Genomic DNA, 23,269 nt, shown 5'->3' on the forward strand with positions numbered 1-23,269 from the left:
AATGCCGAATACGCCGGTCAGCCAGCACCAGAGAACAGCGCCCGGGCCTCCTAAGAACACGGCTGTGCCCACACCAACAATATTACCGGTACCGATGGTGGAGGCAAGAGCAGTAGTCAGCGCTTGAAACTGGCTGACCTCACCTGGTGAATCAGGGTCTTTTGTTACAGACAGCCTAATGGCTGTAAAGGTTTTACGCTGGATAAATCCTGTGCGCACGGTTAAAAATAAATGGGTGCCAAACAGCAGTACAATCATGGGTAACCCCCAAATTGCTGAGTCCAGCTTGTTGAAAAGTTCAGTAACTGCTTGCATTGTTTTCTACTTCCCTTCCTTCCTATTTTTTGATAAAAAAAGAGTGGGATATACTCCCACTCACAAAAAAACAGAGATCATGCGATATTCCAAAAGAAAGGGGAAAAATCGCCTCTGTCCTTTTGCCTGAGAGTTTCGCGCCTAAACGCTTGCCCCTTCGGCCCCTGCATAGCTGCAGATGTCTCCAGAGTGCCATCCATCCACGGTCTGCGCTGGGCGCATTCCACAGATTTCATATGGCGAACATTTAAAGAATAGCGTCATTATACATTATTGATCAAATTTTTGCAAGAACTTTATCCATGGGTTTAATGGAATAGAATTCCCTTGACAGCCGTTTTTAAATACGTTAAAATATACATGCACTAGAAACAGTTTATAATTGAATAACAAATGAAAAGTACGTAATATCCCTTATTCAGAGTGATGGAGATACAAAGGATCTGTGAAGTCACGGCAACCCCTACCGAAAATGATGGCATTGGCCAGAAATGAGCGGTTGGAAGGTGCCAACCTGAGCGAGAAATCGAGCAATAAGAGGATTTGATACATTGTTGAATCAAGTCCGCGTTGCTGCGGACTTTTCTTTTTGTTATTCCCCCATGTGATATCAAGGAGGAAATGACAACATGGAAAAATTATTATTTACATCCGAGTCCGTTACAGAAGGACATCCGGATAAAATGTGTGACCAGATCTCTGATGCGATTTTAGATGAGATGTTAAAGCAGGATCCCATGAGCCGTGTGGCTTGTGAAAGCTGCTGTACCACAGGCCTTGTTATGGTTATGGGAGAAATAACGACCCATGCCTACGTAGACATACAGAAGGTGGTACGGGAGACCATTAGGGAAATCGGCTATGACCGTGCAAAATATGGTTTTGACTGCGATACCTGCGGCGTGATCGTAGCTTTGGACGAGCAGTCCGCTGACATTGCCTTAGGCGTTGACCGGGCCCTGGAAGCAAAAGAACACAAGATGTCTGATGAAGAGATCGACGCCATCGGAGCAGGAGACCAGGGTATGATGTTTGGCTTTGCCAGCAATGAAACCGAGGAGTATATGCCATACCCCATCGCCCTTGCACACAAGCTGGCCCTTCAGCTTACAAAGGTACGTAAGGATGGAACCCTTACTTATCTTCGTCCCGACGGAAAGACCCAGGTAACCGTGGAATATGATGAGAATGGCAATCCTCTCCGCTTGGATGCGGTGGTTTTATCCACTCAGCATGATGAGAACGTAAGCCAGGAGCAGATTCACACGGATATTAAAAAGTATGTATTTGATGAAGTTCTGCCTGCAGAGCTGGTGGATGAGAAGACCAATTTCTTTATTAACCCAACCGGACGCTTTGTAATCGGAGGACCTCACGGAGACAGCGGTTTGACCGGCCGTAAGATCATCGTAGATACCTACGGCGGCTATGCACGCCACGGCGGCGGAGCATTCTCCGGCAAGGACTGCACCAAGGTAGACCGTTCCGCTGCTTATGCGGCACGTTATGTTGCAAAGAACATCGTAGCAGCAGGACTGGCTGACAAGTGTGAGATCCAGCTTTCCTATGCCATCGGTGTGGCACATCCTACTTCCGTTATGGTGGATACGTTCGGAACCGGCAAGGTAAGCAATGAAAAGCTTGTGGAGATCATCAGGGAAAACTTTGACCTGCGTCCGGCAGGAATCATCAAGATGCTGGATTTACGCCGTCCGATTTACAGACAGACTGCAGCTTACGGACATTTTGGCAGAAATGACTTAGACCTGCCATGGGAGAAGCTTGATAAAGTTTCACTTTTAAAAAAATATTTATAATCTTCATGCATAAGAAAGATGCCGCAAAATCAGCTGATCCACAGCTGCCCAGCGGCATCTTTTTTTATTGGTTATACAGTCAGATTGATTCTCAGGACAATGCCAGTGTTTTGCTGATTGCAGGGAATCTGAGGAGACAATGGGACAGGGGATTCCGGTTTTTAAGGATTTGGCACTAAAACTAGCGCCAAATCCTTGTTTCTTCCAGTTGAAATCTGAAGTTGACATTGATTATAATAAGGCTATCGAAAGGAATTGATTGGCCAATCATACCTGACACGGATCATGCAGTAAAAACTATATAATTAAGTGAGGGTATGTAATATGAAAGAGAAGGTACAAGTATTTGGCCGCTTTTTAAGCGGTATGGTAATGCCGAACATCGGTGCATTTATTGCATGGGGACTGATTACGGCATTGTTTATTCCCACCGGCTGGTATCCCAATGAAGCACTTGGCGCCCTGGTCTCCCCTATGGCTTCCATGCTGCTGCCGCTTCTGATCGCTTATACGGGCGGTTCGGTAGTTTACGGACAGCGGGGCGGCGTGATCGGCGCAATCGCTTCCATGGGTGTGATTGTTGGTTCCGGCGTTCCTATGTTTATCGGTGCAATGATCGTGGGACCAATCAGCGCCTGGGTAATTAAGCAGTTTGACCGCAAGATCGAGAGCAGGATCCCCGCTGGATTTGAGATGCTGGTAAATAACTTTTCCCTCGGCATCATCGGCGCTATCCTGACGGTTATCGCTTTAAAGGGAGTTGTTCCTTTTGTTGAAGTAATGAACCGGGTGATGGAATCAGGAGTTGGCTTCTTTGTGGACCGCAAGCTGCTTCCTCTGGCAAGCATTTTTATTGAACCGGCTAAGATTCTGTTCTTAAACAATGCCATCAACCATGGAATCCTTTCTCCTCTTGGAATCCAGCAGGTTGAGGAAATCGGGAAGTCCATATTCTTTCTTCTTGAGGCGAATCCGGGTCCTGGACTTGGTGTTTTACTGGCTTACTGTCTTGCAGGAAAAGGATCAGCAAAAAGCTCTGCGCCTGGCGCAATTATCATTCACTTTTTAGGCGGAATCCACGAGATTTATTTCCCATACATACTGATGAATCCCCTTTTACTTCTGGCGGTGGTATCAGGCGGAGCCAGCGGGATCTTCGTATTCCAGCTCCTTGGGGTCGGACTGACATCACCCGCATCTCCTGGAAGTATCCTTGCAGTTCTTGCAATGACACCAAGAGGCGGATACTTTGGAGTATTAGCAGGTGTTACGGTGGCAACTGTGGTTTCCTTCCTGGTCGCTCTTCCCTTGCTGCGGTTTACAGGAAAAGGCGGGGATTTGGAAGAGTCAGCGGAAAAAGTGAAACAAATGAAGCAGGAGTCTAAGGGAAATCAGACCGCAGAAAAGAAAGTTATTCCAGCGGGCTCCGTTAAAAAAATTGTGTTTGCCTGTGATGCAGGCATGGGCTCCAGCGCTATGGGCGCTACCATATTGAAGAAAAAGCTGGCGGCAGCAGGATTTGGGGATATCGAGGTAGTTCATTCACCCGTATCTTCCATTCCAAAAGATGCCCAGATTGTAGTAACTCATAAAGAACTGAAGGAGCGTGCCGCCCACAGTAGTCCTGAGGCGGAACTGATTTTAATCACTAATTTTATGGCGGCACCGGAATATGATGAACTGGTGGAGACGTTAAAAAATAAACAAGCATATTTATAAGATAAAACAGACAGCCTTTCTAGTATCCGATTGTGAATCATGGTATAATGTACACGAAAGCAATGAGCAGTGCGAGATAAGACGGGTATAAAATTTCGTTGTGCCTGCACATAAGAAATTTTATATCTGCCTTATTTCATAGGGCGAATGCCCGTGAGCTGGTAAAACCGCAGGTTTTACCAGCCGCACTGCGGACCCACGGTACAATATTTATAACTGATATATCCGGATTCAAAAGGGGAATTATATAAATGAAGTTTGCGGGGAGAATACTGAAGTATTACAGCAGAGTAATTGCCGAGTGCATACCTTTGTTTGTGACAGCGGGGCTGCTGTCAGTCTTATCGGCGGTGATATTCCAGAATAGATACCTGCCTGAAATGTCCAATATTTTATCTTTTCTGGTAATTCCGGTATTTATGGGATACAAAGCAGGCACGATGTGCGGCGGGGATGTGGGCGGTTTAGCCGGCACCCTTGCCGCTTCTGCTGTTGTCATGACAGAACCCGCTTCTGCCATGATTTTGTCTGCCATAGCAGGCAGCATCGCCGGCTTTTTATCCCGGAAGGGTCTGGACCGGATCAAGCACCGGATTCCGGCCGGGTTTGAGATGCTCTTTAGCAACCTATATATATCAGGGCTTGGTTTATTAGCAGGAGCACTTACCCATTACATGCTTGTACCAGTGGCCGCATGGCTGCTCACCTTTCTGGGAAACGGTTTATCACTAATGATCGCAAAGGGAGTCATCCCCTTCATCAGCTTTGTGGTAGAACCATTAAAAATCATTTTCTTTAATAACTGGATCAACCACGGCTTTTTCCTCCCCCTGGGATTGGAACAGATGAAAACACAGGGAAGTTCCATCTTATTTCTCTTAGAGACCAATCCGGGTCCGGGATTTGGAATTCTCCTTGCCTATACCCTGGTTTACCGGAATATGAGAAAGCAAATGCTTTCCAGCCTTATTATTCAGTCCCTGGGCGGCATCCATGAGGTTTACTTTCCTTATGTGCTGTCAGACATCCGATTATTAGCTGCTGCCATAGCAGGCAGCATTGCAGGAAATTACTGTTTTATGGTCACCGGAAGCGGACTTCTGGGACCGGCGTCTCCCGGAAGTATCATCACGATCATGATTATGGCAGACAAAAAGCATTGGCTTGGAATCCTTACGGGGATATTTGTATCTGCCGGAGTGACTTGCCTCCTGTCCTGCCTGATTATGTCTGGAAAGAAACAAAAAATAGTTGCTGAAGAAGAAATACCACAGAAAGATGAAGGGATGCCAATGAAGAAAGTGGAACATGCCAAAATCTATTTTGTATGCGATGTTGGCATGGGCTCCAGTGCCATGGCCGGCGCGCTGTTTAGGAAAAGGCTGAAGTTAGAAGGCTTAACAGGCATTGAAGTGTTTCATGTATCGGCTGACCGCATTCCGCCTGACGCGGATGCGATTGTATGTCAAAAGGATTTTGCCCGTTCCCTGTCAGGAATTGATAAACCATGCTTTACAGTCAATAATCTCACGGATATGTCTGGCTATAAGGAACTCCTGAACTGGTTAATGGGAGGTGGAGAAGATGGCAGTTCATGATTTTACACCCAGGATGCAGCAGATCGTCCTGGCTCTTCTTAATGAGGACGGACCCGTTCCCGTTAAGCAGCTTGCGGATCAGATCCATATCAGCAAAAGAACGGTTCAAAGGGAGCTGGAGTATATTCCCAGAGTGTTAAAGAAATACGGGTTCAACTTTTGCTCAAAAACAGGAACCGGGATCTGGCTGGAGGGAGATAAGGATCAGATGGAAGCCCTAAAGGCTGAACTGGAAGAGGATGATGCTCTTGATGTTTCTGACCGGATCGAACGCCAGAAGCGACTGACCCTGGAGATACTCAAGGATAAGACCTTAAAAAAGCTGTATTACTACAGTGATTTATTTGGAGTCAGCGAGGCCACCGTCAGTTCGGATCTTGAGGTGGTAAAAGAGTGGTTTCACAAGTATCATCTGGAGATAAAGAGAAAACCTGGATATGGCGTGTTTATTGAGGGCAGCGAACGGGATTTCCGCCGTGCCCTGCGCGTGTTTATTGATGAAAACATCCATACGGAGATCATACAGGAGATGTATGAAGACAGGAACCAGTCCGTATTAAATGTGATTCAGAATAAGAGTGAGCGTAATATTTACCGGATCTTAGATGACGATATTGTAAAAAGGGTGACAGCCTGCATCTTAAGAATCCGGGATAAACGCATACTCAATCTGACTCAGGATTCCTACCTGGGATTGGTGATCCATGTGGCAATTGCTGTGAACCGGATCCGTAGGCAGGAGATCATTGAGGAAAACCCTCTCATGTCAGATAGTTTTAGAAATGATCAGGATTATGATCTGGCAAAGAGAATCACCCAATCCCTGGAAGCTGAATTTCAGATTCAGATCCCGGAAATTGAGTGTGCCTACATTTGTCTGCATATCAAAGGCTCCAAAATCCAGCAGCTCAATATTGATGAGAAGTCAAGAAGTGAAATAGAGGAATCCAGAGAACTGTGGAATGTGGTCAATGAGATGATCGACTGCTATGATGACAGCATTGCCTATCTGCTAAAACAGGATGAGGAATTTGTGATCCAGGGCTTGATTGCCCATCTTAAACCGACTCTGGTCCGCTTAACCAATGGCATGAAGATCCAGAATCCTCTGCTGGAACAGATTAAGCAGGATTATCCGGTCATATTTGAACGGTGCAGAACCGTTGCCAAGGTGATCGAAGGGCGGTATGGATATGAAGTGCCGGAATCAGAGATCGGGTTTCTTGCCATTCATTTCGGTGCGGCAGAGGTTCGGATGGAAAGCAGGAAGGAAAGCCGGAGAAAGGTGAATATAGGGATCGTCTGCGCCAGCGGGATCGGAATCTCACGGCTTATGTCTTCCAAGGTTGCCAGGGATTTTGCAGACAGGGTGGAGTTATCGGTCTATGGAATGACGGATCTGTCTCCTTACGTGCTGAGCAAGACAGATTTCTTTGTATCCACCATACCCATTAAAGAGGAGGCTGATATCCTGTATGTAAGCCCCCTGCTTCCTGCTGAGGATATGGAGCAGATCGCAGGAAAGGTACGCCGGTGTGAGTTTATGCCTAAAAAACAGGATAACAAGGAGTTCACCATTCAATTAGACCAGGTGAATTTTATTGCCGTTCAGATAAAAAATGTCATTAGGCACATGGAATACCAGCGGGTAAATAATGGGATCACCTTTGAGGAACTTCTGATTGCTGTCAGCGAGAAGCTGGCTGCCTATCCGGAACGGCAGAGCATCATTCAAGAGGATTTAATGAGGAGAGAACGGCTGTGCAGCCAGATATTTCCCGACTTAAGCTTTGCCCTGCTTCATGCCAGGACGGAAGGAGTGGTAAAGCCGGTGTTTTCGGTGTGCCAGACAAAGGATGGAGAACCATTCAGCGACCATTATTTTAAGGGGGTATGTGTTGTCTTAATTATGCTGGTGCCAAAGGATGATCATGAGGTAGAAAACAGCGATATTCTTGGTGTGTTAAGCGAGCGGCTGATCGAGGAGGAAGAGTTTTTGGAAGCGGTGAGACATGAGGGAAAAGAGGAGATCAGAGCCTTGGTTTCCCAGTATTTAAACCAATATTTCAAACAATATCTGGATAAGATATGAGATAAACGCAAGGTGAATGCCGGGCCCGAAAGGGTCCGGTTTTTTTGTTGATTTCAGATTTGGCGTTATTAAATGGCGCCAAATGCCATTTTGTTTTCATTGAAAAGGAGGAGATGACACCCCTATAATTTAGTTAGAAAGTTAACACAGGAGGGCAAGAAAGGTGTTTGGCTACGGGAAAAAGAATGTAGAGAAGAGTGCAGAGCTTCTGGAACTTGGGAATATCCGTTTGAATTGCAGACCCGGGGAAAAGGAGGCGGTAATAAGGGAGGTAGGGCAGCTGCTTTATCAGTGCGGCTGTGTAGAAGAATCCTACATAGAAGCCATGCTTCAGCGTGAACTGACGTTTTCCACAAATATCGGCAATGGAATTGCACTTCCCCATGGCGTAGAGGCAGCTAAAAAATCGGTTAAGCGCTCCGGCATTGCAGTTATGGTATTCCCTGAGGGAACAGACTGGGGAGGAGAAATGGTAAAACTGGTCATAGGGATCGCAGGGGCAGGAGAGGAGCATTTGGAAATACTCTCAATCATCGCAGACTGCCTGGCTGATCCGGCCGATGTGGAACGGATCACCGGATGCAGTGCAGAAGAAATCCTTACCATGTTTACAGGAAAGAGGTGTCCGCAATGATCGTTACAGTCACGATGAATCCGGCCATTGATAAAACCGTAGATATTGACCGGTTTGAACGGGGAGATTTAAACAGAATAAAACGTGTGGAGTTAGATGCCGGAGGCAAAGGCATCAATGTTTCCAAGACCATTAAGGAATTAGGCGGAGAAAGCATTGCCATGGGGTTTTTAGGAGGAACCAGCGGCACCATCATCAGACATGTGCTTGCTGACCAGGGCATTCAGACAGATTTCGTGGAAGTAAAAGGGGAGACGAGAACGAATCTGAAGGTGGTGGAGGAAAATGGAGAAGTAACAGAGCTAAATGAACCCGGACCGGAGGTGTCAAAAGAGCAGCTGGAGGATCTTCTGGAAAGGCTGAATGGTTATGCAGCCCCTGATAAGTTGTTCGTACTGGCAGGAAGCATACCGTCAGGCATACCAACGGATATATACCGGAGGATCACGGAAGAGGTTCACCGGAAAGGTGCAAAAGTCCTGCTGGATGCAGACGGCCCGCTGTTTGCCGAGTCATTGAAGGCAGCACCGGATATGCTAAAGCCTAACCGTTCTGAGCTGGAGCGTTATTACCAGATGGATTACCGTGCATCGGAACAGGAGCTGGTTTCCATGGGAGAAAAGCTGCTGGACCAAGGAACCGGTATGGTAGCGATTTCCCTTGGTCAGATGGGCGCTTTATTTTTAACGGGGAATAAACGGTACCGGTGCCCCGGGCTTCGCGTGAAAGCCCATTCTACCGTGGGAGCCGGAGATGCCCTGGTAGGGGCCATGGCTTACGCCTGGAATGAGAAGCTTCCCCTTGAAACGTGCATCCGATTATGCATGGGAGCCTCGGCAGGTGCGGTTACCAGTATAGGAACCAAGCCGCCTGGGCGCCGTCTGGTAGATGAACTGATGCAGCAGGTAGAATTGCTGGAAATCCGGAAGCAAATTGATAAATAAGGTTGGAGGATAGAAATATGAAAACAAAAGCGGTAAGAATGTATGGCACGGATGACTTAAGGTTAGAAGAGTTTGAACTTCCTCAGATTGCTGAAAATGAGATTCTTGTAAAAATCATGAGTGACAGCATCTGCATGTCTACTTATAAACTGGTAAAACAAGGGAAAAAGCATAAAAGAGCTCCCCAGAATATAGATACCAATCCGGTGATCGTAGGTCATGAATGCTCAGGGCTGATTGTAGAAGTGGGAAAGAAGTGGCAGGAACAGTTTCGGCCGGGACAAAAATTTTCGCTGCAGCCTGCTTTGAATTACATGGGAAAACTGGATTCGCCGGGATATTCTTATGAATTCTGCGGAGGCGCCTGTACATACTGTATCATGCCAAATGAGGTCATGGAACTGGGATGCCTGCTGGATTACACGGGAGATAGTTTTTTTGAGGCATCCCTGGGGGAACCAATGAGCTGTATCATAGGCGGATTCCATGCCAACTATCATACCAACAAACGGAATTATGATCATGCCATGGGGACCAAAGTGGATGGAAGTATCCTGATCATGGGAGGCTGCGGACCTATGGGGCTGGGAGCGGTCAGCTATGGCCTTCAGTTTGAAAATAAGCCGAAAAGGATTGTAGTTACGGATATCAGCGATGAGAGAATTGCCCGTGCCAGGGAAGTGATTTCAGAAGAATCCGCAAAGGAGAAAGGGATCGAACTACTTTATGTAAATACCGATAAGATGGAGGATCCCATTACTGGTTTATTGGCTATTACAGGCGGCCAGGGCTACGATGATGTGTTTGTATATGTTCCTGTGAAAGAGGTTGCAGAGATGGGAGATAAGCTTCTGGCCTTTGACGGCTGCATGAACTTCTTTGCCGGTCCTTCAGACAGCCAGTTTAAGGCGGAAATCAACCTTTATAACTGCCATTATACAAGCACTCATATTATGGGAACCACCGGCGGTAATACGGATGATCTGATCGAGGCCAATAAGCTTTCGGCAGAAGGCGCGATCGAAGCGGCTGTTATGGTGACCCATGTGGGTGGGATCGACAGCATTGCAGAGGCGACAAAGAATCTGCCTTCCATACCTGGAGGAAAGAAGCTTACCTACACACAATTTGATATGCCTTTGACGGCCATTGAAGACTTTGAAGAGCTGGGCAGCACCGATCCGCTGTTTAAGAAACTGAACGATTCCTGTAAGGCGCACAAGGGATTATGGAATGGGGAAGCAGAAAAGATTCTATTTGATCATTTTGGAATAGATCCAAAGGAATTGTAAAATTTAAATAAAGAATAAAATCATGTATGCTGTATTCTTCCATTTATTGGAAGGATACAGCATTTTTAATCAGCTGTGAGGAAATGCCAGGAGTATAGTTTTTCTTTTTTAATTGCCCGGATGTCTTTGTTTCCTGGTAAATTTCGGAAATTATGCAATAATGCCGTAAATTTTAGAATTGTTTTATAAATTCTCTTGTCCATGTGTGTTATAATACCCTAAGAAATATTAATTTTTCGTTAGAAATAAAGTTTCAGAGCATGGGAGAGACGAGAATAGTGAAATTAAGATTGAGAACCCGTCTTGTTGTAGCATTTTTGATCATAACGGTGATCCCCCTGATCCTGATCTTTGCAGTGGTGGCAGGGCTTGGCAATTACCAGATGAAGGCGTTCCGCAAAGCCTATGATTTAACGGAGCAGATCGATCTTCTGTCAAGCAATTCCCTGCAGTTATTTAACCGCCTGACCCGGTCGGAACAAAGGGAAATCGGCCAGATCCTGCAAAGCGACCCAGGGCAGTTTCAGGATACGGCTTATCTGGAAAAGCTCAATGAGAATCTGGCAACAAAGTATGCCTATATGATCGTCCGAAAGGGAGATTCCCTGATTTTTGACGGGAACAGCCATATCACCCAGGGCCTTTATGACCAGCTTCCTAAATATGAGGAAATAGACAGTAATGTTGACGGTGCCATTTATCTGGATGGGGAGACACAGCATCTGGTAAAGCAGTTGGATTTTATGTATCCTGATGGGAACAAGGGGAGCGTATTCATTGTTTCCAATGTGAATGGCCTTCTTCCTGAGATCAAGGTCATGATGGCAGAGATGCTGACGGCCATCATAATGATTATCGTGTTTACTGATGCGATCCTTATGATGTGGGTATACCGGTCTGTGGTAAGTCCCCTGGGACGGCTTCAAACAGCCACCAAGAATATACGGGATGGAAATCTGGATTTCTCTCTTGAGGTGGAGAATGACGATGAGATCGGACAGCTTTGCCAGGATTTTGAGGAGATGAGGATCCGCCTTAAGGAATCTGCAGAAGAAAAGGTGGAGTATGATAAGGAAAACAAGGAGCTGATCAGCAATATTTCCCATGATCTAAAGACTCCCATTACTGCCATTAAGGGGTATGTGGAGGGAATCATGGATGGAGTTGCTTCCTCCCCGGAAAAACTGGACCGTTATATCCGCACCATCTACAACAAGGCCAATGACATGGATAAGCTGATTGATGAACTGACCTTTTATTCAAAAATTGACACCAATAAAATCCCTTATACCTTTTCCAAGATCAACGTGGCCGGCTATTTCAGGGACTGCGTCGATGAAGTGGGACTTGAGATGGAAGACCGCGGCATTGAGCTGGGATATTTTAATTATGTGGATGAAGATGTGATGGTCATTGCAGACGCAGAGCAGCTGCGCCGGGTCATTAATAATATTGTCAGCAATTCTGTAAAATATATGGATAAGAGGAACGGGATCATCAACATCCGGATTAAGGATGTGGGAGACTTTATCCAGGTGGAAATTGAGGACAACGGAAAAGGTATTCCTGCAAAGGATCTGCCCAGTATCTTTGACCGGTTTTACCGTACTGATTCATCCAGGAATTCCTCTCAGGGCGGAAGCGGAATTGGTTTGTCCATTGTTAAAAAGATCATTGAGGATCATGGAGGCCGGATCTGGGCTACCAGCAAGGAAGGCATTGGAACGGAGATACATTTTGTTTTGAGAAAATACCAGGAGGTCATACAGGAATGAGCAGAATTCTGATAGTAGAAGATGAAGAAAGCATTGCAGAGCTGGAGAAAGATTATCTGGAGCTTAGCGGATTTGAGGTTGAGATTGAGAATAACGGGGAAGCAGGACTTCATAAGGCCCTTCATGAGGACTTTGATCTGTTGATCCTGGATTTAATGCTGCCGGGAGTGGATGGCTTTGAAATATGCAGGAAGGTCAGGGAAGTGAAAAACACCCCGATCATCATGGTTTCCGCTAAAAAAGAGGATATTGATAAAATCCGTGGCTTAGGGCTGGGAGCCGATGATTACATCACAAAACCCTTCAGCCCAAGTGAGATGGTCGCCCGTGTAAAGGCCCATCTGGCCCGTTATGAGAGGCTGATTGGAAGCGGAGTGCCGGACAATGAGATCGTTGAGATCCGAGGCCTTAAAGTTGATAAGACAGCCAGGCGGGTATGGATCAATGGAGAGGAAAAGAATTTTACCACAAAGGAATTTGACTTATTAACCTTCCTTGCCCAAAATCCAAACCATGTATTTACGAAAGAAGAATTATTCAATAAAATATGGGATATGGAATCCATCGGTGATATCGCTACAGTTACCGTCCACATCAAAAAGATCAGAGAAAAAATCGAATTTAATACGGCTAAGCCCCAGTACATCGAGACCATCTGGGGAGTCGGTTACCGGTTTAAGGTATAAAAATGAAAGAAAAATTATACGAGATACCGCTAAATGACGCCATGGATGCAGATGACGAGTGCCTGTTCTGCTTTCTCGAGAGAAAAGCGGAGCAGGAGCTTATGGATTTTGCATTAGGTTCCTGTGCGTCCTATATGGAAAGCGATACAAGAGAAGCTACAGACCGTTCGGGATTTTGCCGTGTCCATCAAAAGAAAATGTTTGATTACGGCAATGCTTTAGGAAACGGCTGGATCTTAAAAACCTATTATAAGAAACTGATAAAGGAAATGAAGGAGGAATTTAAGGAGTTTACTCCCGGAAAAACCTCCTTAAAAGACCGCTTTACAGGTAAGACTGGAAATGGCAATTCCGTCAGCGCCTGGATTGAAGGGAAAGAGAAGACCTGCTATATATGTGACCGGTTTTCTGAAAGCTATGAGCGCTATGTGGCAACCTTTTTCCACCTTTATAAAAAGGATTCTGTTTTTCGGGAAAAACTTGAGAAAAGCAGGGGGTTCTGCCTCCACCACTTTGCTGACCTTTGCAGTGGAGCAGATAAATATTTAAGTGACAAGGAGCGTAAGGAATTTTATCCTGTCATTTTTCACATTATGGAGCAAAATATGGAGCGGGTATCCGGGGATGTCGACTGGTTCATTGAGAAATTTGATTATTTAAACAAGGATGCGGATTGGAAGCAGTCAAAGGATGCCGTCCAGCGTGGGATGCAAAAGCTGCGTGGCGGATACCCGGCAGATCCTGCTTATAAACAGCGGTAAACTTACCGGCTAAGGCGCTTAAACTGTCCGGGCGTATAGCCTGTGGTCTGGCGGAACGTGCGGATAAAGTTGGAGTAATCGTGAAAACCTGATAAATGGCAGGCTTCTAAAACCGTATGTCCCTGGGAAAGCAGCTCCTTTGCCAGAGCCACCCGTTTCACCACGATATACTGAAAGATGCTGCTTTCTGTCTCGGATTTAAACAAATGACTGATATAATATTTATCAAGGGAAAGAGCCTGGGAGATGGAATCCAGGGTCATGGGCGTAGTTAAATTTTTATCAATATAACTCATGATTGCCTGGGCCCTGTGGGGTTTCGGTGCGGTCCTTAAAGGACTTGTCTTTTGCCAGGCACTGTTAATAAGAATAAGGATTTGGATCAATGTAGTCATTGCCGTTAAGTCGCTGCCGTAGGTGCAGCGATTTTTTTTTGCTTCATGAAGACACTGAGCCATGGAAACCAGGCGCCCGTACTCTTCTTTTGAAAGCAGGACCAGGTTGCCTGTGGCTGGTTCCCGGTGGAAACATTCTAACAGGTTGGTGTCAGGAGTACAATAAGGGCGGATAAAGGCAGGATTTACGTGAATGACAAGGCGGGTAAAGGCTTCGCTTGTGGTGTTGATGGCCTTATGGATCTCCCGGTTGGAAAACAGAATTAAGTTTCCCGGGTTCATATCATAGCACGCATTTTCCACAAAATACTGAATATGGCCGTCCATGAGCAGATAAATTTCATGGCTGTTGTGCATGTGAAAATCCACATTTCCGGCAATCTGGCTGGTGGTAAAATCACAGCTGAAAGGCTCAGAAAATTCACTGTAATGATAAAGGCTCTCATTTTTCATGGCTTCCTCCTGAAATAGACAATATATGCATACTTCTAGTCAATATACGCAAACAAATTGCGTTAAAAACAGTATATAATAAATCTATCATAGAAAGAGGAAAAAGAAAAGAGGAGGTAATCATGGTTCGGGTTGGGATAATCGGCTGCGGAAACATCGGGGGAGTTCACGCCATGGTGCTGAATGAAATAAAACAGGCCAGACTCTGTGCTTTTACGGATATCCGATTGGAACGGGCGGAGGAATATTCGGTCCGTTTTACGGATGGAACGGCTAAGGTTTATGATTCTATGGAGGATATGCTTGAGAAGGAAGCGCTTGACGTGGTACATATCTGCACTCCCCACTACTGCCATGTGCCCATGACAGCAAAGGCTTTAAAGAAAGGGCTTCATGTATTCATGGAGAAGCCGCCGGCTATAAGCAGAGAGCAATTCGATGAGCTTTTGAAAGTTTCCGGCCGGAGCACGGGCAGGTTAGGTATCTGTTTTCAGAACCGGTATAATGAAACAACAAGAAAGGTTAATGAGCTTTTGGCACAAGGAATCCTCGGGAAGATAAAAGGCGGAAGGGCCTTTGTTACCTGGCACAGGGATGCTCCCTATTATACAGAGAGCGGCTGGAGAGGAAAACTTGAGACAGAGGGCGGAGGGGCGTTGATCAACCAGTCCATTCATGCCCTGGATCTGCTTCTTTCCTGGCTTGGAAAACCAGTGAGAACAGAAGCGTCCATGAGTAATCACCATCTGAAAGGGATCGTAGAGGTAGAGGACACCCTGGAAGCCTATATGACATTTTCAGAAGGAACGGATCCGGTAAGCGCCAGCTTTTATGCCACTACGGCTTATGCTATGGATGCACCGGTTTTCTTAGAACTTGCCTGTGAAAAGGGATTTGTCCGCCTGGAAGGAAACTCTGTTTGGTATCAGACGGAAGGTCAGGAGGAGCCCGTGGTATGGCAGGCGAAAAAGTCTTCTCTGCTGGGAAAGTCCTATTGGGGCAGCGGACACGAAGCCTGTATCAAAGATTTTTATGATTGTTTAGAAACCGGGAAGGCCTATTTCAATGACCTTACCTCGGTTCAGAATACATTTTACACCATGATGGATATTTATGATTCAGCAAGAAATGAGGGGAGATAGGACATGGATAAGGTAAGACTTGGTATTATTGGAATTGGAAACATGGGCAGCGGCCACTTAAAGAACATTCTGGAGGGAAAGGTCCCGGAGATGGAAGTGACTGCAGTGGCGGACCGTCAGGAAGGCAGAAGGGCCTGGGCAAAGGAGAATCTGTCGGAGTCGGTAGTTATTTTTGAGGAAGGAACGGATTTAATTGCAGCAGGCGTATGTGATGGAGTCTTAATTGCAGTTCCTCATTACCAGCATCCCGAACTGACTATAGATGCTATGAACCATGGGCTTCATGTCATGTGTGAAAAACCCGCTGGAGTTTACACAAAGCAGGTACGGGAAATGAACGATGCGGCTAAAAGGTGCGACCGGGTCTTTGGTATGATGTTCAACCAGAGGACCAACTGCATTTACCGGAAAATGCATGAACTTGTAACAAGCGGCGAACTGGGAGCCATCAAGCGGGTCAACTGGATCGTAACAGATTGGTACCGCACCCAGTCCTATTATGACTCAGGAAGCTGGAGAGCTACCTGGGATGGAGAAGGCGGCGGCGTACTGTTAAATCAGTGTCCTCACAACATGGATTTAATCCAGTGGATCTGTGGAATGCCAAGTAAAGTGCAGGCATTCTGCCATAACGGGAAATGGCATGATATTGAAGTGGAAGATGATGTAACGGCTTACTTGGAGTACCCAAACGGGGCTACGGGAGTTTTTGTTACCACAACCGCAGATGCTCCTGGGACAAACCGGTTTGAGATCACTTTGGAGATGGGGAAACTGGTCTGTGAAAATGGCAAGCTGATGCTTCATAAGCTGTCTGAAAACGAGCGTACCTTCTGCAAAACGGCAAAGGGCGGATTTGATACTCCGGAATGCACGGTGACAGAGGTTGAAACGGACGGAGAGAATGAACAGCATGTTGGAGTTTTAAAAGCATTTGCAGGCAGGATTCTTCATGGTACACCCCTTGTGGCAGAAGGTTTGGAAGGAATTAATGGTCTGACCTTATCGAATGCCATGCATTTATCCAGCTGGTTAAAACGGGAAGTGGAGATTCCCTTTGATGAAGATTTATTCTTAGAAGAGCTTAATAAGCGCCGCAGGGAATCCAGGAAAAAAGAAGGGTCCGGCGTGGTGTTTGATACAGAAGGAAGCTATTAAGAAACACCCTTCGGGTATCCCTTTATGCCCAAAGGACATGGGCAATAATGATGAAATTAAAAAAGGAGAAACGATTATGTGGGATGGAATTCTATTATCTGGTTTTGCAGATGAAATCGATATGGACTTAGGAAAACAGATAGAAGTATTAAATAAGCTGGATATTCATCATGTGGAAATGCGGGGTGTGAACGGCAAGGGCCTGGTTGAGTATTCTATCAATGAAGCAAAAGAAATCAAAAAGCAGCTTGATGAGGCAGGCATCCGTTTATCTTCTGTTGGTTCTCCCATTGGAAAGATAAAGATCACCGATGATTTTGCCCCTCATATGGAGCTTTACAAGCATACGGTGGAAATCACTCATTTGATGGATGTCCCATACATCCGTATGTTCAGCTTCTTCATGCCTGAGAATGAAAGCTATGCTCCTTACCGGGGGAAGGTCATGGATCAGTTGGGACAATTTGTAGATTACGCTAAGGCCAGCCAGGCCATTCTTCTTCATGAGAATGAAAAGGATATCTACGGAGATGTTGCAGACCGCTGTCTGGAAATTATGAAGGAATTCTATGGGGATCATTTTAAGGCAGTCTTTGACTTTGCAAATTTTGTTCAGTGCAAACAGAATACTCTGGAAGCTTATGAGATGTTAAAGTCCTACATCGCCTATATCCATGTAAAGGATGCCCTGTGGTCTGATGCCAGTGTGGTTCCGGCAGGCATGGGAGACGGACATGTGGAAGAAATCTTAAAGACTTTAAAAGCTGGAGGATATCAGGGATTTTTATCTTTAGAGCCTCATTTAAGCGATTTTGCAGGATTTGATGCCCTGGAGCAGAATGCTTCCCAGAAGAAAAAGATGAGCGGAGAAGAAGCATTTACTTTAGCATACGAATCTCTTAAAAAGATATTGGAAAAAATCTAAGCAAATATATTCAACCAGGGCGTGTCTAGAAACGAAACGTTAGACACGCCCTGGACCAGTACATAGAAATGATGAGTCGCAATAATCTTTTCCAGGTTACTTCTATTTGCAGAGCATCGAACTGTCCGTATTGATATCGTGGAATATAAGGAAGGTGTGGCATGGCTTATCAGATAATTATTATAGATGATGAAAAAGAAATCAGCACAGGTTTTGCACAATTCTTTCCGTGGGCAAATTTGGGCTTTTTTGTTGCGGGCCAATTTACAGGGGCAAAGGCAGCGCTAGAGTTTATAAAATCAAATCCTGTTGATATGATCGTAAGCGATATCATTATGCCTGGTATGACGGGGATTGACCTTGCAAGGGAGCTGTCCACAATGACGTTGGATCCGCAGCCACTGGTTATTTTGTTCAGCGCCCATAGTGAATTTGAATATGCGCGTCAGGCGCTGAAATACAAATGTACCGATTACGTGCTGAAAACAACAGAATACGAAGAGCTGATACAGATATTCAGCCGCTTAAAGGAGCAATTGGATGAACGTAATTCAGCCGCAGTTACCAATGATAATTATGAAGACAAGGTAATAACCGAAATTAAGGAATATGTGATACAAAATCCGGCAAGTGCTAATCTGGAGGAAGCGGCAAGCAGAGTATATTTAAGCGCTTCTTATGTTAGCCGCTACTTTAAACAGAGAACAGACATGAACTTTTCTGATTATGTCACTGCTTATAAGATGCAGCTAGCTTCTGAATTATTAACTGATCTGCAGTATAAAATCTATGAAATAAGTACCATGTCCGGATATGCCAATCCGGTCAATTTCACTCGTTCTTTCAAAAAGCACTATGGCATTTCACCACGAGAATATCGTTTTGAAAAAATGGGACGTATTCTTCCCGGTGATGAGGAGGATTCATTATGAAACGGCAGTTTTTTATAAGAAATTTTCTTCTCGTAACGCTGCCGGTTATTTTGGTTATTGTATTGCTGGGATGGATTGCAATCTATATCATTAATACCAGCACGCAAAAATCAATCACCGATATCAATACCCAGACAGTAAGCCGGATCAGAGAAAGTACGGAGCTGATATTTAGTGAAGCCGATGCCCAGAGTCTTAATTACAGTATTACGCCCCATGTCATGTTACAGCTGGAATCATTATTGGAAAATGGGTATTCCGACAAAGAGCATATGGATATCTCATATATGATTAAAACGTTTGTGGATTCCAATGTGAATTCAAAAACGTATATCCATTCGCTCTATATTTATTTAAATAATACCCACAGCAACTTTTTTGCCTCTTTTGTGGGCTTGGCGAATGCTTCTAATTTCCGTGATACAGAGTGGCTGGAACAAGCACAATCCATGCCTTCAGAATATAAGCAGTGGCTGGAGCTTCGAAACATCAGTTCCTACGCAATGACTTCTTATTCGACTGATGTCCTAAGTATATACAAACGCCTCTATGCGTCAGATAAAACAAAACCAATTGGAGTATTGGTCTTAAATATACAACTGGAATATTTGAATGCATTTTACAGTGATTATCTGTCTTACCCAGAGCAAACCATATTGCTTATAAACAGTTCCGGTGAAATCCTTAGTATGGCGGGACATTCCGGACTTTTTTCTGTGCATGACCATGTGGATACTGCCGGACTTGATCGCTTATATTATATTGCCAGAGAAGATAACAGTGCCTATGGCGTAACGTATTTATCGCTTGTGCCGCGGGCTTCCTTGTATCAGCAATCTCAGGATATACTTAGGCTGGTTATTGCAGCGATTGTTGCAGCACTTCTACTTGGAGGCACAATCTCCTTTCTGGTCACCCGAAGAAATACAAAGGACATAAGCGCAATTCTTCAACTAGTAGAGGCAGCAGAAAAAGGAAAAGAACTGCCTGAAATAAAGCCTTCTGCAGGTGTTTATGGGTACATCACCCAAAGCATTGTCAGGGGATTTCTGGAAAAATCTGCTCTGGACAGGCAATTAGTGGAGAAGAAATACCGCCTGGAGGCCATGCATTTTTCATTTCTGCAGTCACAGCTTAATCCGCACTTCTTATTTAATACGCTGAAAAACATCTTTTGGAAAACAGTAAAGCTGACCGGCCAGCCCAACGAGGCCAGCCGAATGATTGATTTGCTGACCAGCGTATTATACTATACCCTGGTTAATCCCGACAGATATATTGTACTGGAAGACGAAGTTGAAAACACTGAAAAATATCTTAAGATTCAACAAATGCGGTTTGATCATGCTTTTCATGTGAAATGGAACGTGAATGTTGACACGCATGAAATCAAATGCATTAAGTTTTTGCTTCAACCTTTGGTAGAAAACAGCATATCCCATGGATTTAAGCAAGTGGATTCAGGAGAAATAGAGATAAAGATCACGGAAGACCAGCATATGGTACACTTTTCTGTTACGGATAACGGTATGGGATTCCAGGAGACGAGACTGGTACAAATCCGCGAATGGCTGCTCCAGGAAGATTCACCGGCAGAGGGAATTGGTTTATATAATTTAAATAAGCGGCTGATTTTAACATATGGGGAGCCCTCTGCATTAAAAATTTCCAGTGTCCCTGGACATGAAACACGTATCGAATTTTTTATTCCGATAAATGAACAATTTTTCTAAAGGAGAAGAGAGATGAAAGAATATTTTAAACAGGGTGCCACAGTACTTTTTTATGGGGACAGCATTACCGATGCATCACGGGATAGGGAAAATCCCCTTCATATGGGACAAGGTTATGCTAAAAAGATTGCGGACATTTACACCGCATTATACCCAAACAGCGGCGTACAGTTTTATAACAGGGGCATTGGAGGAAATAGGCTGTCGGATCTCCTGGATCGTTATCATGAAGATGTATGCCCGGTAAAACCGGACTTTGTTTCAGTCCTTGTAGGGATCAATGACACCTGGCGAAGATATGATCGTGGGCTTATCGTCACAGAAGCTGAGTTTGAGAAACAATACCGGGATTTACTGGGGCGTATCCGTTTGGATTTCCCTCAATCCCCCATCATGGTGATTGAACCGTTTCTTTTACCCACAGACCCGGCAAAAACAACTTATTGGGAAGATCTCACCCCTAAGATTGAAATCGTAAAGGGTCTTGCAAAAGAAATGGCTGACTTTTATCTTCCTTCCGGACAACTGTTTGATGAGGCGATGAAGGATGGATATTCTCCTTTCCAGCTTTCAGAAGATGGGGTACACCCTACTAATACAGGACATGCGTATCTTGCAGTTAAGTGGCTTCAAATGGTTGGTGTATTGTAAGCTGCGGACATATCAAATAAAGATAGCATATGACAAGAAATGCATGATACATATTTTATTTGGATTAACCGGGATAAGAAACAGCAGCCGCGCTATCTATTCATATTGCACAATTCAGTCTAAAATAGTTTATAGAAACAAAGTCTTATGGTAATATCAGAAAGCTATTTGGAGGAGAAAGGCATGAAGAAAAGAATTGCAAGTATGGCATTGGTTTCTGCGCTGGTCATGGGCGCCTTAGCCGGCTGTTCAAACCAGGCACCCACATCAACCTCACAGCCGAATGAGAGCAGTACCGCGCAAAGCACCCTGCCGGAATCGGAACCAGCTGACAGTGGAGAGTTTTCTCCTGCTGATGCAGGAAATGTAACCCTTCGATTTGCATGGTGGGGATCTGATGCACGGCATGAAGCAACTTTAAAGGCTATGGACCTGTACATGAAGCTGTATCCAAATGTCACCATTGAAGGGGAATATCAGGGATACGATGGCTATCAGCAAAAGCTAATGACCCAGTTTGCGGGCGGCACCGAACCTGATCTGATGCAGCTCGACTATTACTGGAACCCTGAATGGAAAGGCCAGGAAAACTTATTCGTTGACATGGCTAATACCCCGTTTGTAAACCTTTCCCAGTTCCAGAAGTCCGCCATTGACGATTACATGACGGTAAATGGAAAAGTGATTGGCCTTCCGATGAACAGCAGCGGATTTGGCGTTATGATCAACAAAGCATTCTTTGATAAGCATAGTATTCCTGTGGATACTGTGTGGACCTGGGAAGACATGATTGAGGCTGGCGGAAAGATTAATAAAGAGAATCCAGGCGACCACCTTTTGGCTATTGAATCCGGTACTACAACCGGTGGAATCTGTCCTTTTATACTGAATGCTTATGTATATTCCAGATATGGGCATTACTGGGCGGATGAAAACGGCAAGATCATTGCTTCGAAAGAAGAACTGACCAATGCCTTTGATATTCTGCAGCAGCTCTTTGTAAGCGGTACCGCGCAGCCCCTTGGGGAAGCAAGTCTTTTCACCGGCCAGATGGAACAGAACCCCAAATGGATCAACGGAGAAATTGGTTTTACAGTAGACTGGACGGCAACCGTAGGAAAATACAAAGCATCTCTGCCTGAAGGGCAGTTTGCTGTTGGCAAACCTCCTTTTGCTAAAAATGGAGATAATCAGGACATCCGGCTTGTTGCCGGTATGGGGCTGGGCGTAAGCGCCCGCTCTAAGAATGTTGAGGTGGCTACCCACTTTGCAAATTGGCTGATGAGTGATCCCGATGCCTCTCTGCTGATGGGAACCCAACGTTCCGTCCCGAATAACTTCCAGGCTTTTAAAGCGCTTGTTGATGCCGGCGCCATTTCCGAAGAAATCACTCAAATGCTGGATTGGGCAGAAACAGCGCCTGCCGCTCCCGTACCTTTGATTGAGTTCAACAGTGAAGTAGGCGACATCGCTAAAGATATCTGTGAACAGGTTGTTTACGGCCAGCTCACCCCAGAGCAGGCAGCCGATAGATTCCTCGCCGATGTGCAGGCGAAAATGGATACGGTTAGATAACAAGAATTTAGAAGCCATGAACCCGGCCTAGGCAACGTCCCGGCTGGGTTCATTTTTTTAAAAATTGATGTGAGGTTTGGTATAATATGAATAAAGTAAAATACACGAAACGAGGCAATATGGGCTACCTTTATATCTCTCCGTGGATATTGGGCTTTCTCATTTTCCAGCTTTATCCGTTGGGGGCGTCTTTGTACTATTCTTTTACAGAGTACAACATTACCGGTACTCCAACTTTTGTAGGGTTCAAAAACTACATTACTATGTTTTCCAGTGATTTGCTGTTTTACACTTCCCTGGGCAATACCTTAAAATATGTATTTCTGTCATTACCGATGAAAATAATTACCGCTTTGATTGTGGCTGTTATTTTAAACCAGAAGCTTAAAGGAATCAATTTTTATCGGACCGTATATTATATTCCGTCTATTTTTGGCGGCAGTGTTGCAATTTCAATTCTCTGGCGCTTTTTATTTATGGATGGCGGATTAGTAAACCGCATGCTGAATGGATTGGGTATGACTTCTGTTCCGTGGCTCTCAAGTCCGAATTATTCATTATTCACCTTAAGCTTACTAAGCGTTTGGCAATTCGGATCCTCAATGGTTCTGTTTCTAGCCGCACTGAAACAGGTCCCTGAGGATTTGTATGAAGCGGCTCTCATCGACGGAG

The 23,269-nt window shown here is 45.1% G+C and carries 20 protein-coding genes and 2 riboswitches; of the genes, 18 read left to right on the forward strand and 2 right to left on the reverse strand.

The window, feature by feature from the left end:
* On the reverse strand, positions 1 to 315 hold a 315-nt coding region (locus RT269_RS24750; RefSeq protein WP_313186646.1), incomplete at its 3' end, for an alanine:cation symporter family protein.
* Positions 316 to 420: 105 nt separating this feature from the next.
* Positions 421 to 513: riboswitch (glycine riboswitch) on the reverse strand.
* A gap of 213 nt (positions 514 to 726) precedes the next feature.
* Positions 727 to 855: riboswitch (SAM riboswitch) on the forward strand.
* Positions 856 to 944: 89 nt separating this feature from the next.
* Here RT269_RS24750 and metK point away from each other — a divergent pair.
* The 10 genes from metK (at position 945) to RT269_RS24800 (ending at position 13,633) form a co-directional block, all read left to right on the forward strand.
* Positions 945 to 2,132 (forward strand): methionine adenosyltransferase, encoded by a 1,188-nt coding sequence (gene metK, locus RT269_RS24755; protein ID WP_313186647.1) that lies wholly within the window; start codon positions 945 to 947, stop codon positions 2,130 to 2,132.
* 324 nt (positions 2,133 to 2,456) lie between these two features.
* Positions 2,457 to 3,851 (forward strand): PTS mannitol transporter subunit IICB, encoded by a 1,395-nt coding sequence (locus tag RT269_RS24760; RefSeq protein ID WP_313186648.1) that lies wholly within the window; start codon positions 2,457 to 2,459, stop codon positions 3,849 to 3,851.
* A gap of 251 nt (positions 3,852 to 4,102) precedes the next feature.
* Positions 4,103 to 5,449 (forward strand): protein-N(pi)-phosphohistidine--sugar phosphotransferase, encoded by a 1,347-nt coding sequence (locus RT269_RS24765; RefSeq protein WP_313186649.1) that lies wholly within the window; start codon positions 4,103 to 4,105, stop codon positions 5,447 to 5,449.
* On the forward strand, positions 5,436 to 7,541 hold the full coding sequence (locus RT269_RS24770; RefSeq protein ID WP_313186651.1) for a BglG family transcription antiterminator: 2,106 nt from the start codon (positions 5,436 to 5,438) through the stop codon (positions 7,539 to 7,541). The genes RT269_RS24765 and RT269_RS24770 overlap by 14 nt, the downstream gene beginning before the upstream one ends.
* Positions 7,542 to 7,704: 163 nt before the next feature.
* Positions 7,705 to 8,175, forward strand: coding sequence for a PTS sugar transporter subunit IIA (locus RT269_RS24775; RefSeq protein WP_313186652.1), 471 nt, complete (start codon positions 7,705 to 7,707; stop codon positions 8,173 to 8,175).
* A complete protein-coding gene (pfkB, locus tag RT269_RS24780) occupies positions 8,172 to 9,119 on the forward strand; it encodes a 1-phosphofructokinase (RefSeq protein ID WP_313186653.1) in 948 nt (315 codons plus the stop codon). Before RT269_RS24775 ends, pfkB begins: the two co-directional genes overlap by 4 nt.
* 17 nt (positions 9,120 to 9,136) lie before the next feature.
* Complete coding sequence (locus RT269_RS24785; protein WP_313186655.1) at positions 9,137 to 10,411, forward strand: zinc-binding dehydrogenase; 1,275 nt, start codon at positions 9,137 to 9,139, stop codon at positions 10,409 to 10,411.
* Positions 10,412 to 10,671: 260 nt separating this feature from the next.
* Positions 10,672 to 12,186, forward strand: a complete 1,515-nt coding sequence (locus RT269_RS24790) for a sensor histidine kinase (protein WP_313186656.1) — start codon at positions 10,672 to 10,674, stop codon at positions 12,184 to 12,186.
* Entirely contained in the window at positions 12,183 to 12,872 is a 690-nt protein-coding gene (locus RT269_RS24795; protein ID WP_025230235.1) for a response regulator transcription factor, read from the forward strand. Before RT269_RS24790 ends, RT269_RS24795 begins: the two co-directional genes overlap by 4 nt.
* Positions 12,873 to 12,874: 2 nt before the next feature.
* Positions 12,875 to 13,633 carry a DUF6062 family protein gene (locus tag RT269_RS24800; protein ID WP_313186658.1) on the forward strand — a complete coding sequence of 253 codons (759 nt, stop codon included), beginning with the start codon at positions 12,875 to 12,877 and terminating at the stop codon, positions 13,631 to 13,633.
* 2 nt (positions 13,634 to 13,635) lie between these two features.
* Here RT269_RS24800 and RT269_RS24805 read toward each other — a convergent pair whose 3' ends face one another.
* On the reverse strand, positions 13,636 to 14,481 hold the full coding sequence (locus tag RT269_RS24805) for an AraC family transcriptional regulator (protein WP_313186659.1): 846 nt from the start codon (positions 14,479 to 14,481) through the stop codon (positions 13,636 to 13,638).
* 122 nt (positions 14,482 to 14,603) lie between these two features.
* Here RT269_RS24805 and RT269_RS24810 point away from each other — a divergent pair, with 122 nt between their 5' ends.
* The 8 genes from RT269_RS24810 to RT269_RS24845 all read left to right on the forward strand — a co-directional run.
* On the forward strand, positions 14,604 to 15,623 hold the full coding sequence (locus RT269_RS24810) for a Gfo/Idh/MocA family protein (RefSeq protein WP_313186660.1): 1,020 nt from the start codon (positions 14,604 to 14,606) through the stop codon (positions 15,621 to 15,623).
* Between the two features lie 3 nt (positions 15,624 to 15,626).
* Positions 15,627 to 16,781 (forward strand): Gfo/Idh/MocA family protein, encoded by a 1,155-nt coding sequence (locus RT269_RS24815; RefSeq protein WP_313186661.1) that lies wholly within the window; start codon positions 15,627 to 15,629, stop codon positions 16,779 to 16,781.
* 76 nt (positions 16,782 to 16,857) lie between these two features.
* The gene (locus RT269_RS24820) at positions 16,858 to 17,706 is read left to right on the forward strand and encodes a sugar phosphate isomerase/epimerase family protein (protein ID WP_313186663.1); all 849 of its coding nucleotides are present in this window, start codon (positions 16,858 to 16,860) and stop codon (positions 17,704 to 17,706) included.
* Between the two features lie 161 nt (positions 17,707 to 17,867).
* The gene (locus tag RT269_RS24825) at positions 17,868 to 18,638 is read left to right on the forward strand and encodes a response regulator transcription factor (protein ID WP_313186664.1); all 771 of its coding nucleotides are present in this window, start codon (positions 17,868 to 17,870) and stop codon (positions 18,636 to 18,638) included.
* A complete protein-coding gene (locus tag RT269_RS24830) occupies positions 18,635 to 20,371 on the forward strand; it encodes a cache domain-containing sensor histidine kinase (protein WP_313186666.1) in 1,737 nt (578 codons plus the stop codon). The genes RT269_RS24825 and RT269_RS24830 overlap by 4 nt, the downstream gene beginning before the upstream one ends.
* A gap of 12 nt (positions 20,372 to 20,383) precedes the next feature.
* Positions 20,384 to 21,022 carry an SGNH/GDSL hydrolase family protein gene (locus RT269_RS24835; RefSeq protein WP_313186667.1) on the forward strand — a complete coding sequence of 213 codons (639 nt, stop codon included), beginning with the start codon at positions 20,384 to 20,386 and terminating at the stop codon, positions 21,020 to 21,022.
* A 183-nt stretch (positions 21,023 to 21,205) separates the two neighbouring features.
* Complete coding sequence (locus RT269_RS24840; protein WP_313186669.1) at positions 21,206 to 22,597, forward strand: ABC transporter substrate-binding protein; 1,392 nt, start codon at positions 21,206 to 21,208, stop codon at positions 22,595 to 22,597.
* Between the two features lie 86 nt (positions 22,598 to 22,683).
* Positions 22,684 to 23,269, forward strand: a 586-nt coding sequence (locus tag RT269_RS24845) for a carbohydrate ABC transporter permease (RefSeq protein ID WP_313186670.1), incomplete at its 3' end; no start/stop codon positions are given.

Origin of the sequence: Lacrimispora sp. (assembly GCF_032078915.1) — a bacterium.
Taxonomy (GTDB): Bacteria; Bacillota; Clostridia; order Lachnospirales; family Lachnospiraceae; genus Lacrimispora.

What these genes read in the sequence shown, in the direction of transcription:
- RT269_RS24820 (WP_313186663.1), top strand. Translation starts at nt 16,858, where the DNA reads ATGTGGGATGGAATTCTATTATCTGGTTTTGCAGATGAAATCGATATG.
- RT269_RS24790 (WP_313186656.1), top strand. Translation starts at nt 10,672, where the DNA reads ATGGGAGAGACGAGAATAGTGAAATTAAGATTGAGAACCCGTCTTGTT.
- RT269_RS24815 (WP_313186661.1), top strand. Translation starts at nt 15,627, where the DNA reads ATGGATAAGGTAAGACTTGGTATTATTGGAATTGGAAACATGGGCAGC.
- metK (WP_313186647.1), top strand. Translation starts at nt 945, where the DNA reads ATGGAAAAATTATTATTTACATCCGAGTCCGTTACAGAAGGACATCCG.
- pfkB (WP_313186653.1), top strand. Translation starts at nt 8,172, where the DNA reads ATGATCGTTACAGTCACGATGAATCCGGCCATTGATAAAACCGTAGAT.
- RT269_RS24785 (WP_313186655.1), top strand. Translation starts at nt 9,137, where the DNA reads ATGAAAACAAAAGCGGTAAGAATGTATGGCACGGATGACTTAAGGTTA.
- RT269_RS24770 (WP_313186651.1), top strand. Translation starts at nt 5,436, where the DNA reads ATGGCAGTTCATGATTTTACACCCAGGATGCAGCAGATCGTCCTGGCT.
- RT269_RS24835 (WP_313186667.1), top strand. Translation starts at nt 20,384, where the DNA reads ATGAAAGAATATTTTAAACAGGGTGCCACAGTACTTTTTTATGGGGAC.
- RT269_RS24805 (WP_313186659.1), bottom strand. Translation starts at nt 14,481, where the DNA reads ATGAAAAATGAGAGCCTTTATCATTACAGTGAATTTTCTGAGCCTTTC.
- RT269_RS24765 (WP_313186649.1), top strand. Translation starts at nt 4,103, where the DNA reads ATGAAGTTTGCGGGGAGAATACTGAAGTATTACAGCAGAGTAATTGCC.
- RT269_RS24810 (WP_313186660.1), top strand. Translation starts at nt 14,604, where the DNA reads ATGGTTCGGGTTGGGATAATCGGCTGCGGAAACATCGGGGGAGTTCAC.
- RT269_RS24840 (WP_313186669.1), top strand. Translation starts at nt 21,206, where the DNA reads ATGAAGAAAAGAATTGCAAGTATGGCATTGGTTTCTGCGCTGGTCATG.
- RT269_RS24795 (WP_025230235.1), top strand. Translation starts at nt 12,183, where the DNA reads ATGAGCAGAATTCTGATAGTAGAAGATGAAGAAAGCATTGCAGAGCTG.
- RT269_RS24830 (WP_313186666.1), top strand. Translation starts at nt 18,635, where the DNA reads ATGAAACGGCAGTTTTTTATAAGAAATTTTCTTCTCGTAACGCTGCCG.
- RT269_RS24825 (WP_313186664.1), top strand. Translation starts at nt 17,868, where the DNA reads ATGGCTTATCAGATAATTATTATAGATGATGAAAAAGAAATCAGCACA.
- RT269_RS24760 (WP_313186648.1), top strand. Translation starts at nt 2,457, where the DNA reads ATGAAAGAGAAGGTACAAGTATTTGGCCGCTTTTTAAGCGGTATGGTA.
- RT269_RS24800 (WP_313186658.1), top strand. Translation starts at nt 12,875, where the DNA reads ATGAAAGAAAAATTATACGAGATACCGCTAAATGACGCCATGGATGCA.